The sequence below is a fragment of the Archangium sp. genome, assembly GCF_036277355.1.
Lineage (GTDB): Bacteria > Myxococcota > Myxococcia > Myxococcales > Myxococcaceae > Archangium.
In genome coordinates, this window is the sequence record NZ_DASUNC010000015.1 from 44503 (window position 1) to 57893 (window position 13391).

General features: G+C 69.9%; 12 protein-coding genes. 5 read left to right on the forward strand and 7 right to left on the reverse strand.

The features are described from left to right. Positions 1-21: 21 nt before the first annotated feature. A complete protein-coding gene (locus tag VFZ09_RS02805) occupies positions 22-1161 on the forward strand; it encodes a hypothetical protein (RefSeq protein WP_329725889.1) in 1140 nt (379 codons plus the stop codon). A gap of 14 nt (positions 1162-1175) precedes the next feature. Here VFZ09_RS02805 and VFZ09_RS02810 read toward each other — a convergent pair whose 3' ends face one another. Together VFZ09_RS02810 and alr are read right to left on the reverse strand one after the other, a co-directional pair. Then, positions 1176-2480 carry a cytochrome-c peroxidase gene (locus VFZ09_RS02810; RefSeq protein WP_329725890.1) on the reverse strand — a complete coding sequence of 435 codons (1305 nt, stop codon included), beginning with the start codon at positions 2478-2480 and terminating at the stop codon, positions 1176-1178. A gap of 227 nt (positions 2481-2707) precedes the next feature. Next, positions 2708-3913: an alanine racemase gene (alr, locus tag VFZ09_RS02815; protein WP_329725891.1), complete on the reverse strand. Its 1206-nt coding sequence runs from the start codon at positions 3911-3913 to the stop codon at positions 2708-2710. A gap of 205 nt (positions 3914-4118) precedes the next feature. Between alr and VFZ09_RS02820 the strand changes: the two genes are divergently transcribed. Together VFZ09_RS02820 and VFZ09_RS02825 are read left to right on the forward strand one after the other, a co-directional pair. Beyond that, positions 4119-4313 (forward strand): hypothetical protein, encoded by a 195-nt coding sequence (locus tag VFZ09_RS02820; RefSeq protein WP_329725892.1) that lies wholly within the window; start codon positions 4119-4121, stop codon positions 4311-4313. Between the two features lie 212 nt (positions 4314-4525). Then, positions 4526-5758, forward strand: a complete 1233-nt coding sequence (locus VFZ09_RS02825; RefSeq protein WP_329725893.1) for an amidohydrolase family protein — start codon at positions 4526-4528, stop codon at positions 5756-5758. Between the two features lie 10 nt (positions 5759-5768). On the opposite strand, the gene VFZ09_RS02830 is transcribed toward VFZ09_RS02825, so the two are convergent. Both VFZ09_RS02830 and VFZ09_RS02835 read right to left on the reverse strand, forming a co-directional pair. Beyond that, a complete protein-coding gene (locus VFZ09_RS02830; RefSeq protein ID WP_329725894.1) occupies positions 5769-6329 on the reverse strand; it encodes a regulatory protein RecX in 561 nt (186 codons plus the stop codon). A gap of 82 nt (positions 6330-6411) precedes the next feature. After that, positions 6412-8229 (reverse strand): acyl-CoA dehydrogenase, encoded by a 1818-nt coding sequence (locus VFZ09_RS02835; RefSeq protein ID WP_329725895.1) that lies wholly within the window; start codon positions 8227-8229, stop codon positions 6412-6414. Positions 8230-8389: 160 nt separating this feature from the next. On the opposite strand from VFZ09_RS02835, the gene VFZ09_RS02840 reads away from it, so the two are divergent. Both VFZ09_RS02840 and VFZ09_RS02845 read left to right on the forward strand, forming a co-directional pair. Then, entirely contained in the window at positions 8390-9358 is a 969-nt protein-coding gene (locus VFZ09_RS02840; protein ID WP_329725896.1) for a hypothetical protein, read from the forward strand. 63 nt (positions 9359-9421) lie between these two features. After that, positions 9422-10453, forward strand: a complete 1032-nt coding sequence (locus VFZ09_RS02845) for a medium chain dehydrogenase/reductase family protein (protein ID WP_329725897.1) — start codon at positions 9422-9424, stop codon at positions 10451-10453. A 406-nt stretch (positions 10454-10859) separates the two neighbouring features. Here VFZ09_RS02845 and VFZ09_RS02850 read toward each other — a convergent pair whose 3' ends face one another. From VFZ09_RS02850 to VFZ09_RS02860, 3 genes are all read right to left on the reverse strand, one after another. After that, positions 10860-11345: a type II TA system antitoxin MqsA family protein gene (locus VFZ09_RS02850; protein ID WP_329725898.1), complete on the reverse strand. Its 486-nt coding sequence runs from the start codon at positions 11343-11345 to the stop codon at positions 10860-10862. Next, positions 11342-11641, reverse strand: coding sequence for a DUF4258 domain-containing protein (locus VFZ09_RS02855; protein ID WP_329725899.1), 300 nt, complete (start codon positions 11639-11641; stop codon positions 11342-11344). The genes VFZ09_RS02850 and VFZ09_RS02855 overlap by 4 nt, the downstream gene beginning before the upstream one ends. A gap of 210 nt (positions 11642-11851) precedes the next feature. Then, complete coding sequence (locus VFZ09_RS02860) at positions 11852-13207, reverse strand: serine hydrolase (RefSeq protein WP_329725900.1); 1356 nt, start codon at positions 13205-13207, stop codon at positions 11852-11854. Between the last annotated feature and the right edge of the window lie 184 nt (positions 13208-13391).

A 13391-nucleotide genomic window follows, 5' to 3' on the forward strand; every position in this document is an offset into this window, starting at 1 on the left:
ATGACATGAGAGGCGCAGCACATGCGTGAGCGGACACGCTCGAAACGGTACGCGCTCGCGTTCGCCTTCGGCGGCGTCGCGGTGTTCCTCTGGCAGCTCGCCACCGCTTCCCCGGGCCCCGTTCCCTGGGAGCCGCCGTCCGGCCCCTTCTTCGTCCCCCGCCCGGCCTCGCGGCCGCGTGCCCTGCTCCACGGCGCCTCCGTGCTCGATGCCAGCTTCGCGGCCACCTCGGCCTCGCGTCTGGTGCGGGCCGTCCCCGCCTGGGTGGGCTCCCGTCCGTTACATGGCGTGCCGGCTCCTCCTCCCGAGCCGCCGCCTCCTCCTTCTCCTCCGCCTCTCGCCAGCGTGCTGCCGCTGTCCTCGCGGGAGCTCGCGCCGGATGGCCTGCCCGTCTCGGCGATGCGCTGCACCCGGACCGGCGAGGGGCTCGACTGCGGAAGCTGCCGCACCGATGGGGACTGTCCCGCCGGCCAGGGGTGTGTGGCCAATCGCGAGACGCGCCGCTTCGAGTGCCTGGCGTCCGAGTGCGAGGTGGATGACCACTGCTTCCCGGGCAGCGTGTGCCGCGCCGTCACCACCGGCGCCACGGGCACCGCCGTCGTCCGCCGCTGTGTCCCCGAGGGCGTGCGCCGCGAGGGGGAGTCCTGTGACGCGCTGCCCGTCTCGCCCGGGAGCTCCTGCCGCGAGGGCCTGCGCTGCGTCAACCAGGTGTGCTCGGCGCCGTGCTCGATGGATGGGGCCGTGCGCTGTGCGCAGGGCTTCGTCTGCACCGACAGCCGCGAGGGCCCCGGGTGTGTCCCGGACTGTCAGCGGCTCGGGTGCCCCGAGGGGCAACAGTGCTCCCGCGTGGGAGAGGGCCCGTACCAGTGTCTCGTGGCCTCCCAGGGGGATTGCCGCGACACCCCGTGCCCCGAGGGCGAGCGCTGCAACATGCGCATGTCCCGGGGCCGGGCCGTCTTCTGGTGCGCTCCGCTCTGCAACCCCATCCGGCCCGGCTCGTGCTCCGCCGGGAATGTCTGCGGCATGGGCAGCTCCACCGCCAGCACCTGCTTCCGCCAGTGCGACCCCGGGGACCTCCAGTCCTGCGGCGCCGGGTGGACCTGCTCCACCGTCACCGAGGACATGTCTGTCTTTGGTTGTACCCCGGAGTTGGGCCCGTAGCCCGGCCGCCCGGCTCAGCGCTGGAAGTAGCCGTCCGAGAGGGTCCTCAAGAAGGCGACGATGGCGGCCTCCTCCTGCGGGGAGAGGCCCAGGTCGCCCAGCTCCTTCGTGTTGACGTTCAGCCCCACCTCCGGGGGGGGCCAGCAGTCCTCGCCGGGCGTGCCGGGGAACTCGGGCAGGCACACCGGCAACACGTCGCGCGTGTTGTAGAAGTGCACGAGGGACTCGAGGCTCTTGAAGTAGCCGTTGTGCCCGTAGGCCTTGATGAACCCGGGGTGGGGCCGCTTGTCCACGTTGCGCAGGGTGGGGACCTTCACCTTGCCCAGGTTCTCCCGCGCGAAGGGCCTCCACTCCTCGCGCCTCTGCAGGAAGGCGCCCAGCCCGTAGTCCACCCAGAAGGGCCCGAGCGGGTTGAATTCGTCCTGCCAGTACCAGGGGTTGAGCAGGTTCCTCGGGGTGCCCAGGTTGTCGTACGTGAAGTCCGTGAAGAGCGGTGGCTCGCCCCGCGGGCCCGGCCGGCTCGGGTGACAGTTGGCGCAGCGGGCCTTGCCCTCGAAGAGTCTCAGGCCCCAGTGCTCCTGCGGCGAGAGCTGGGCCTTCCCCCTCAGCCACGCGTCGTACCGGGAGGTGAAGGCATTGACCTCCGGCGAGTCCTCGTAGGCCGCGATGGCCCGCGCGATGGAGTCATAGGCGCGCTCCACGTTCGCGCAGATGCGCGAGCCGTAGACGGAGCGGAACAGGCCCGCGTACGGGCCCTGGCAGACCTTCGCCACCACCGCGGCCTCGCTCGGGTTGTTCTGCTCCACCGGGTTGAGGAAGGGGCCCTGCGCCTGGTCCGCCGCGGGGTTGCCCAGCTCCTCGCCCGTGGCGCGCCCATCCCAGAAGTTGCCGCCCACGAACCCGGCATTCCGGGGGTGCTCGCGATGGAAGAGGGGCGCCGGGGTGGCATAGGCGGACGACGGCGGCTTGCGGTTGCCGAAGCGCCCCTTCACCGCGCCCTCGTAGACCGCGCCCGAGGCGTTGATGAGCAGCTCCGGCCCCGTCCACCCCACGGCGGGCCCGTGACAGACGGCGCACGGCTGGCCGGGTGGCTCCGAGAGCCGGTGGTCGAAGAACAGCAGCTTGCCGAGCCGCTCCACGGGCGTCAGCCGGGCTCCGGCGGCTGGTGCGTCCTCGAGCGCCAGTGTGGCCTCGAAGACGGCTCGCGCCTCGTCCGGCGCGGAGCGCAGGGGCGTGGGTGGAACGGCTTCGGGGGCGGACTGGGGTTCGCAGGCCAGCAGTCCGCCCGTGAGCAATGAGAGGAACCAGACACGTCGCATTCGCACCACCTCTGCAAGCGGGGCGCCTACGGTGCGGTCCCTCCCTGGCCCCAGCCATCGGTCCAGGGATGGGGGGCGCTGTGTGTTGTTGGATGACTCAGTACCGCGACAGGTAGGCTCGCGAGCCGCCGTCCGCCGCGCCGTGGTTCCACATGAGGGAAGACCCTCACCCCAGCCCTCTCCCAGAGGGAGAGGGGGTCACCCTGTGTTGGGGATTGGACCCTGGTTCAGGGGACCACGACCCGGCGCAGGTGCGCGCCCAGCCGCGTCGCGAACTCGTAATGGATTGTCTGCGCCCAGTCCGCCAGGTTCTCCACGTGCAGGTGCTCGTCCCCGTCCTTGCCGATCAGCGTCGCCGTCAGCGGCCGCTCGTCGTGCGTCGCCCTCGTCACGTCCACGATGATGTGGTTCATCATCACCCGCCCCAACACCGGGCACCTCCTCCCGTTCACCAGCACGTGCGCCTTCCCCGACATCAGCCGCGCGTACCCGTCGAAGTACCCCACCGGTAGCACCGCCACCCGCGTCGCCTCCGCGCACCGGTACGTGCACCCGTACCCCACGTAGCTCCCCGACGGCAGCCACTTCACCACCTGGCTCGGGCACCTCCACGACAACACCGGCCTCAGCTCCGGCACCCGCCCCAACACCAGCCGCGCCGACAGCCTCGTCTCCGTCGACGGCCACAGCCCGTACAGCGAGATGCCCACCCGCTGCGCGTCGTAGCGCGCCCTGGGTAGCACCAGCGTCGCCGCGCTCGCCGCCATGTGCCGCTGCAACGGCTCCTCCACCGGCACGCTCGCCTTCAGCGCCATCAGCCCACCCTCGAAGATGTCGAGCTGCGACTCGGCGTACGTCTGCTCCGTCACGTCCTCCGTGTTCGCGAAGTGGCTCAGCACCCCCACCACCCGCAGCACGTCCGCCGCCTCGCGCAGGAAGTCCAGCTCGCCTCCCGCGATCTGCCCCGGCGTGAAGCCCTCGCGCCCCAGCCCCGTGTCCACGTGCACGTGCACCCGCAGCGGCTGCTCCAGCTTCGCCCGGCGCAGCTCCTCCACCGCCTCCCTCCACGAGCCGTCCCCCACCACCCCCTCCACCCCCGCTCGCGCCAGCGCCACCGCCTCCTCCGCGTCCGTGGCGCCAATCACCAGCACCTGCTTGCGCTTCAGGCCCTTCGCCTGCTCGAAGGCCCGCACCGTCAGCGCGTCCCCCGGCGTGATGAAGTACAGGACGTCCACCAACGGGTGCACCAGCGGCAACATCTGCGTCAGCCCGTGGCCGTACGCGTTGCCCTTCAACACCGCCCCCAGCGCCCTCGGCCCGTTCGTGTCCGCGGACAGCTTGCGCAGCGTCGCCACGTTCGCCGCCAACGCTCCCGCCGACAGCTCCAGCCTCGACGCCACCTTCCCCGGTGCTCCCGCAGTCACTTCGTGCATCTTCCGCCTGACCATCCTTCGCGCCCGCCGGCGCCCTGTGTGATTCTTTTTCTTCCAAAGCCCGCCCCATTGCACGCGCCATCCGAGCGGGCAGGGATGCGAGCGTCCGATGCTCCGCACCGGGAGAGCCGGGTCGTATCCCAGCCAGGGGAGGGGGCTCGCTTCGTTCCCGGAGTGCGCATCCTCTCCGGCAGGAGGTCTCCCCATGAGCATCTGGCAGAAGCTGTCCTCGCGTTTCCGTGCGCATTCCGAAGAAGAGGCGTCTCGCCCCGGTCCCGAGTCCCCCGGCATGACCTACGCCGATCTCGAGCGCGACAAGGACCTCAAGGAACGCCAGCTCTCCGGTGCCTTCGAGCCTCCTTTCGGCAAGGACGCCTCCGCCATCGAGCAGGACGAGTAGGGGCACGGGGGAAGAGAACGGGGACGGGTACCCTCACCCCGGGGGGCTTGCCCCCCCTTTGAACGACGGGGGGCTCCTCTCCCGAGGGGAGAGGGGATGGATGGCAGGGGTGGGCTCCTGTGATAGGTCGCTCGCTCGTTCCTCCTTCCTCCCTGCTCTCCATGCGCCTCCTGCCCGCTCTCCTCGCCGCGCTCCTCTGCGTCGTGCCTTCCATGGCCTCCGCACAGGCTGCCAGCTCCGCCGTGTTCCTCCTGCGCCCCGCTCGCGTCTTCGACGGCGTCTCCGCGAAGGCCCAGGAGGGGTGGGTCGTGCTCGTCCGCGGTGACCGCATCGCCGCCGTCGGGCCCGCGGCTCAGGTGACCGCGCCACTTGGTACGGAGATCGTCGAGCTTCCCGGCACCACGCTCGTTCCCGGTCTCATCGAGGGCCACTCGCACCTGCTCCTCCACCCCTACAACGAGACCTCCTGGAATGATCAGGTGCTCCGCGAGCCGCTCGCCCTTCGCGTCGCCCGCGCCACCCATCACGCCCGGGACACGTTGTTCGCTGGCTTCACCACCGTGCGCGACCTCGGCACCGAGGGCGCCGCCGATGCCGATGTCGGGCTCAAGCAGGCCATCCAGCAGGGCATCATCCCCGGGCCCCGCGTCCTCGCCACCACCCGCGCCCTCGTCGCCACCGGCTCCTATGCGCCCAAGGGTTTCGCTCCCGAGTGGCATGTCCCCCAGGGCGCCGAGGAGGCCGATGGCGTCGACAACCTCATCCGCGCCGTCCGCGGCCAGATGGGCAAGGGCGCTGATTGGATCAAGGTCTACGGTGACTACCGCTGGGGCCCTCGCGGCGAGGCGCTCCCGTCCTACTCCCTCGAGGAGATGAAGCTCATCGTCCAGACCGCTCGCGATGGCGGCCGCCCCGTCGTCGTCCACGCCAGCACTCCGGAAGGCATGCGCCGCGCCGTGCTCGCCGGTGCGGAGAGCATCGAGCACGGGGACGGTGGCACCCCCGAGGTCTTCAAGCTCATGGCCGAGCGCGGTGTCTTCTTCTGCCCCACGCTCGCCGCCGGGGACGCCATCCACCAGTACGGCGGTTGGAAGAAGGGCACCGACCCCGAGCCCGCCGCCATCCAGCAGAAGCGCGCCAGCTTCCGCGCCGCCCTCGCCGCTGGTGTCACCGTCTGCAATGGCAGTGACGTGGGCGTGTTCCCCCACGGTGACAACGCCCGCGAGCTGGAGCTCCTGGTTGCTTATGGCCTGACGCCCCTGCAGGCGTTGAAGGCCGCCACCTCCGTCAACGCGCGCATGCTCCACATGGAGGACCGCATCGGCCAGGTGAAGGAGGGACTGTTCGCGGACCTCGTCGCCGTCGAGGGCGACCCCACCCGCGACATCTCCGCGCTGCGTCAGGTCCGCTTCGTCATGAAGGGCGGCACCGTGTTCCGGCGGTAGTCGCGCGTGTCTATCCCGCCGAGTCGATGATCTTCTTCGCGATGGCGAAGGAGAACCCCGCCCTCGCCAGCGCCGCGAGGTCGCGTTGCCGGTTCTCCTCGCGCGTCTTCGTGTTCGTCCGGAAGGGGCCCAGCCGCTTCTTCCGCGCCCAGATCTTCGCCGCCTCTTCCTCCGAGAGCTCCGCGGTCGCGTCCGCCAGCTTCTTCGCCACCACCTCCGCCGGGACGCCCTTCAGCCTCAGCTTCTGGGCGATGACCCGCGCGCTCCGCCCCGAGTTGCGCAGCGAGTGCGCCTTCATCCCCGCGTAGGCCTCGTCGTTGATGAGCCCGCCGCGCCTGAGCTTCGCGACGAGCTCGTCTACCCAACCGAGTGCCTCGGTCCGCTCTCCGCCGTGCTCCTTGAGGGAGCGGTCCACCCGGCGCATCAGCACGCGCTTGAGCTGGCTCTCCGTCGCCGCGTACCGCTTCAGGTAGTGCAGCGCCGCGTTCTCCAGATAGCGGGGAGATACCTTCCTCGGCTTCTTCCTCGGGCGCTCGGCCTTCCGGCCCTGTTCTCCCTGCTGCTCTTCCATGAGGGGTGGGATGTAACACCCGGGTCAGACGTCCGGCAGCGGTTCTCGGGTTGATGGCCTGGAGGGCAGACGGTCAGGCAGGTCAGAAGGCCTCTTCGGGCACTTCCATCAGGTCGAGCGAGCCCTGCTCCACCATGCGCGCGGCGTGGGCCAGCCCTGGCAGCACCTCGTGGCAGAACCAACGCGCGCTCGCGAGCTTGCCCATGTAGAAGGTCTTGTCCCCCGGGTTCGTCTTCATGCGCTCCAGCGCCACCGCCGCGTGCCTCACCAGCAGCCAGCCCACCACCAGGTCCGCCAGCCCCAGCAGCACCCGGTTGCCCTGCAGGCCCACGTGGTAGATGGACTCGCCCATCTTCCCCAACAGCGCGCCCAGCATCGTCTCCAGGTCCGCCAGCCCCTTGCCCAGTGCCGCCCGCTCGGCCTCCAGCTCCTTGCCGCCCTCGCCTGTCTCCACCGTCTCGCGCACCTGCCCCAGCAGCCGCTGCAGCGTCGCCCCGCCGTCCCTCGCCACCTTGCGCAGCAGCAGGTCCAACGACTGGATGTGCGTGGTGCCCTCGTAGAGCGAGTCGATCTTCTGGTCCCGGATGTACTGCTCCATCGGGTAGTCCTTCAGGTACCCCGAGCCCCCGAAGCACTGCAGCGCCGTACCCAGCAGCTCGTAGCCCCGGTCCGAGCAGTAGCCCTTCACCAGCGGCAGCAGCAAGTCATTGAGCGAGTCGTACTCGGCGGCCTCGAGCGCCCGGTGCCCGCCCTTGAGCTCCACCTGGTCCTGGATGGAGGCCGTGTAGAGGCAGAGCGCCCGCATGCCCTCGGCGTGCGCCTTCTGCGCCATCAGCATCCGCCGCACGTCCGGGTGGTGCAGAATCGTCACGCGCGGGGCCTTGGCGTCGCGCGCCTCCTTCAGGTCCGAGCCCTGCTTGCGATCCTTCGCGAACTCCAGCGCGTTCAGGTACGCCGTGGACACCGTGGCCATGGACTTGATGCCCACCGCCATGCGCGCCTGCTCGATGATGTGGAACATCTGCCGGATGCCGTCGTGCACCTCGCCCAGCAGCAGGCCGCGCGCGGGCTTTCCGTCACCGAAGGTCAGCTCGCACGTCACCGAGCCCTTCAGGCCCATCTTCTCTTCGATCTTCGTGCACACCACGCCGTTGTGCTCGCCCAGCGCGCCGCCCTCCTCCACCCAGAACTTGGGCACGATGAAGAGCGAGAGCCCCTTGGTGCCCGGGCCCGCGCCCTCGGGCCGCGCCAGCACCATGTGGACGATGTTCTCCGTGCTGTCCGTCTCCGCGCTGGTGATGAAGCGCTTCACGCCCTCGAGCTCCCAGACGTCCCCGCCCACGTGCCGGGCCCTGGCCCGCGCCGCTCCCACGTCGCTGCCCGCGTCCGGCTCGGTGAGCACCATGGTGCCCACCCACCGCCGCTCCATCATCGCCGGCAGGTAGCGCTTCTTCTGGGACTCGGTGCCCAGCCGGTCGATGACGCGCGCCAGCACGCCGGCCAGCGTGTAGAAGGCCACCGCCGGGTTGGCTCCCACCATCAGCTCGAAGGCCGCCCAGCCCAGCGAGGGCGGTGCTCCCATGCCCCCCTGGTGCACCGGCAGCTCCAGCTGCGCCATCCCCGACTCGTGATAGGCCGCGATCGCCTTCTGGATGCCCGGCGGCAACGTCACCCGCCCGTTCTCCAGCTTCGGCGGGTTGTGCTCGGGCTCGGAGAAGCTCGGCGCCATCTCCTTCAGGCACACCTCGGCGAACGTCTCCAGCGTCTGCCGCGCCGCCGTCTCGTCGAAGTCCCCGAAGGGCGCCTTGCCCAGCGAGCTCCGCCCGATGTCCAGGAACTCGAAGAGGTTGAAGCTCAGGTCTCGCAGGTTGGGCTTGTAGTGGTTGGGCGCGGATGACATCTCGGCCTCCGACTGGAACGGGTTGTGCGGGTAGAGACCCAGGCTACCGCGTGTGACGGGCCCGGGCCGCCCTGTTTTCGCGGGGGGGTCGCAACCGGGGCCCGCTCGCTGCGACAATAGGACAACGAAGCACCCCCCGTGTGTCCAGCGAGGACCTTCCATGAGCATCCGAAGGATCGGCTTCAACCCCTTCGTCCAGACGGCGAACATCATCGAGGCCCAGCGGCGCATCGAGGCACAGCAGCGCGTCGAGGCCGTCGAGAAGCCCCTCGGGACCGATGACCCGGAGCTGATGACCGAGGAGCAGGCGCTCGAGGCCCTCAACGCGAAGCACCGCGCCGAGATGGAGGCGCTGGAGGCCGAGCGGGCCCAGAAGGAGCGCGAGACCGAGGCGCTGCGGGCCCAGCTGACGCTCGCCGATGGGTACGAGACGGCCCAGCGCGAGCTGGTGGACCTGAAGGGGGGCAAGGACGTCTCGAAGGAGACACCGCCGAGCGCCCGTGCGGACACGCCGGGGGTTTCGCTCGCGCACCTGGCCCGGGCCAACGTGTACGAGTCGGTGAGCCGGGCCGAGCGCGCCGCGGCGGAGCAGCAGGCCGCGCTGGAGCGGGCCGCGGCGGAGCAGGCCGCCGCCGCCGGTGGGGCCGGGGTGGACGACTGGATGGCGGCGGAGGTGGCCGCGCTCCAGGTGGATGGTGGGGCCGAGGTGGAGGCGGGCGAGGACAACTCGTGGATGGAGGCGGAGCTGTCCGCGCTCCAGGCCCAGGCCGAGGCGCTCGAGGAGGAGGAGGTCTACAGCGATCCGGGCGCGGACACGTTCTTCGCGAGCCTGGATGACATCGAGAACCTGGAGCAGGGTGGGGGAGCGTTCGATGACGCGGGGGCCAATGCCTTCGTGGCGAGCATGGATGACATCGCGCAGCTGGTGCCCGACTCCGCACCTGAATCTGCTCCCGAGGCCGTGCCACCGGTTGCCGCCGAGCCCGTGGCGCTGGAGCCCTCCGTGATTCTCGCGGCGGCGGAGGTGGTGCCGGAGGCCGGGCCCGTGGCCAGTGAGGAGGCCCCCGCTGCCGTGTCCGGTGCGCAGCAGGCACCGGCCCTGGGGCTCCCGTTCGACGACGAGGCGTGAACTGGTCCGACAATCGGACCAGTTGGGGAAGTTCGAGCCCGGGAGAGGGGGTATATCCGGGCCATGCGCAAGGTGGTCATCCCCCGCGCCGGTGGTTACGACCGGCTCACGCTCCAGACGCAGCCCGATCCCACTCCCGCTCCCGAGGAGGTCGTCGTCACCACGGAGGCCATCGGCGTCAACTACGCCGACTGCGTCATCCGCATGGGGCTATATGCCTCGGCCAAGGAGTACGTCGGCTGGCCCATCACCCCGGGCTTCGAGTTCGCTGGCATCGTGTCCGCGGTGGGCTCCGCCGTCACGGACCTCGCCGTGGGAACCCGCGTGTTCGGCGTCACGCGCTTCGGGGGCTACTCCACCCACGTCGCCGTGCCCCGCCACCAGGTGTTCCCCCTGCCCGCGCGCTTCGACATGGCCCAGGCCGCGGGCTTCCCCACCGTCTTCCTCACCGCCTACTACGCTCTCTTCGAGCTGGCCCATCCGCGCCCGGGGAGCACGTTGCTCGTGCACTCGGCCGCGGGCGGCGTGGGCGGGGCCCTGTTGCAGTTGGGGCGCATCGCCGGTTGCAGGACGGTGGGCGTCGTCGGCTCCAGCCACAAGGTGGAGACCGCGCGCGCCCTGGGGGCCGATGTCGTCATCGACAAGAGCCGCGAGGACCTCTGGCGCGCCGCTGAGAAGGCCGCTCCCCAAGGCTATGACGTGGTGCTGGATGCCAATGGCGTCTCCACGCTGCGCGACAGCTTTCGGCACCTCGCGAGGCCCGGCAAGCTCGTCATCTACGGCTTCCACTCCATGCTGCCGCGGGAAGGAGGCCGGCCCAACTGGGTGAAGCTCGCCGCGGACTTCCTGCGCACGCCCCGGTTCGATCCGCTCTCGCTCACCAACGCGAACGCGAGCGTCCTCGCCTTCAACCTCTCCTATCTGTTCGAGCGCCGGGATGTGCTCGAGGAGGCCATGGGACGGCTGCTCGCGTGGGTGGACGAGGGCCGCATCATCTCGCCGCCCGTCACCCGCTTCCCGCTGGAGCGCGTCGCCGAGGCGCACAGCGCGCTGGAGTCCGGCTCCACCGTGGGCAAGCTCGTGCTGGTGCCGTGAGGGTGGGGGCGGCGTGCACGCTTGGGCGTGTTGGCCGTCTACCTCGCTGCTCAGCGTGCGCTCGAACTGGAGTGCGAGGAGATGCGTGTGCCTTCACTCGGGCGGTCCGTGGTCTGCACATTTCGCAGGGAAGCCCTCATAATGAATCAGGAGCGTCTCCATGCCTTCTCCCAAGCGCCCAGCGACCGATGAGCTTCTCCGCGAACTCGATGCGCTCGAGTCCGAGTTGCCCTCGGCCCTCGCTTTTGGTGAGCCGGTCCGTGGCAGGGGGCAGGAGAGGGGCGAGGCTTCGTCGTCGCGCCGGGCTCCTCAGTCCCCTCGGCGTGTCCGGTCGAAGTCCAAGGACAGGTCCGGTTCTCGTTGAGCACCGTGGGCAAGCTCGTGCTGGTGCCGTGAGGCGCGTGGGCTAGACCTCCGCCGACCAGCCTTGCTTGCGTGGCTTGAGGCGCACCCGGAGGGGCGCCGGTTTCGAGGTCGCCACGTGCTCGAGCCGTTCGAGCGGGTATTCCTCCACGGGTCGTTCGTGCACCGCCATCAACCGGAGGAGCCGCTCCGCCGTTGCTCCCATGGAGAGGGGCTTGTCGAGCCGCTCCCACCGCGACACGGTCTCCTTGGCCACGCCCATCCGCTTCGCCAGGTCTGTGCTCGACAGGCCCAGCCAGGAGCGCAGGAAGCGGATCTCCCGGGGCGTGAGTGCCGCTTCCTTGCGTGCGAGCTGCAGCGCCAGTTGTGCGTGGAGTTGCTCGACGTTCGAGTAGCTCAGCTCCTCCTCGCCACAGTCCGGGCAATGGCGGACCTGCACCCCCTCGATGATGACACCCTCCAGCCCCGCATAGGCGCGTCGCGTCTCGTGCCGGACCGTCATCTTCCCCCCACACTGCAGGCATTTCATCGCTTCCTCCAGACCGTCACGACGACCAGCTCCGTCTCTCCCCGGAAGGTCACCACCACCCAGATGGTGTTGGTGTGGACCCGGTACCTCCAGGTGCCCTTCTCGTTCTCCGCGGGCTCGGTGATGTGCCCGCCTCGCAGCACGTTCGTCACGTCGACTTCCGTGAGATCGTCCTTCTCCATCTCCTCACGCGCATGGCGGGTGTAGGTGAGCTGGCCGTTCCTCAGCAGGAGCGAGATGCGCTTGCGCGCGGCATTGGCGTCCAATGGCTTGGACGGTTCCTGAGTTGATCTCACGTCAATATAGCCTCTTTCTCCCAGCTGCAACACCACGTCATGTGTCGCGCTGGATGCCTGCCGGCGTTCTTCCGGCGGCGGAGGCTGTCTTCGTCAGGCGATGGGCAGCTCCCGGCCGGCAACCGCTCCCTTGCAGTCCTGATGCCCAGTCAGGACCGAGGAGATGAATCGAGAGAGGGTCCCGCTCCGTGGATGGGAAGTCTTCCCTCGCTACCGGTTCGTCTGTCTCCGTTGTTTCATCGCCTCGTCCACGCGGCGGCCCAGCTCCGCGATGCTCTGTGTGAAGCCGATCGCCGTCACCGTCCCGGGAAAGCCGTTCTCCTCGTCCGCGAAGTTCGCCGTCCCCGCCACGCCCTCGTCGTAGTAGCGGTAGCCCAGGTTCGACAGGAACGCGATGACGTACTGCCTCGGCTCCTTCCCCGGCAGCGCTCGCACGATTCCCGCGTCGCTCCCGTAGTTCTCCGTCTGCCCCGTCTTGTGCAGGAACTCCACCTCCGCCGCCGCGTTGCACGGCCGCGTGTCCCGCTTGAACGCCGTCACCCCCACCGTCGCCGTCCCGTCCGCCGCCAGCCACCTCGCCGGCACCGCCGTGGGGATTCCCGGTCTCGCGTTCGCGTCTCCGCACACCAGCGTCGAGCTCAACCCCTCCGCGTACCCCTGGTCCGCCAGCAGCTTCTTCAGGAAGTTCCTCGCGGGCTCCGAGAGCTCCTCCGCCGTGACCGCGCGTCCCTCCTTCGTCCTCCACAGCACCCCCGGCCCTCCGTTGATCAGCAGGAACAGCCGCGCCGTATCCAGCGCCGTCATGTGGATGCTCCCCGGTTGCCAGTTCCTCCCCGTCACCGGTGAGGTGCCGTTCACCTGCAGCGTCCCCAAGCCCAGCTCCGCGTACTCCGCGTTCATCGCCTCCATCGCCCCCCGCTCGTGCAGCAGCTTCACCAGCGCCTCCGTCGAGCCGTTGTCCGATTCGACGATCATCGGCTCCAGCCAGCCCCTCAGCGGACGCTCGCCCTTGTCCACCGTGTCCCGGAGGAAGCGATACGGGGTGTCCAGCGTCAGCTCTCCCCGCTCCACGCGCCTCATCACCCCGTACGCGATGAGGATCTTGAAGAGGGACGCGGGGTAGGGCGCCATGAAGCGCAGCGGCGCCTTCTCGCGTCCGGGCACCAGGTCGTCTCCCGGTGGTGCGTCCGCCCAGCCCTTCTGCCCGTCCCAGCGCTCCAGGTCCCACCTCGTGAAGCGCACTGCTTGTGTTCCCAGTGTCCCCGCGTCGATGGGCACCGCCTTGCCCCGCGGGTAGTCCCTCGACAGCAGCACGTTCGCCACCGCCACTGGTCGGCCTTCCGCGTCCAGCTCGATGACCGCCACGTCCACGTTCGGTGGGTGGGCGATGCGCTCGCCCTGGTGTCTCCAGTCTCGCACCTGGTCGAAGCCCACTTTGCGCACCGCGTCGAGCAGCTCCGTCTCCAGGGCTCGGGAGCGGGTGGCGGAGATGCGCGGCTGGGAATCCGGGCCGGCCACGGCGGCCGTGCACAGCAGGAGGATGAGGCAGAGCGGGGTGGGGTGCATGGGGGTTCTTTGGGGGCGACGGTAGTTCTGGCGGGGGGGCGCGGTCAGCGGGCCCTGGGACAGGGACTTTCGGTTTTCGTCCCGGGACGCTCCGGTCTACCCTCACCCCGTCCCTCTCCCAGAGGGAGAGGGCTCAACCCGGGAATCGCCATACCCTCACCCCGTCCCTCTCCCGGTGGGAGAG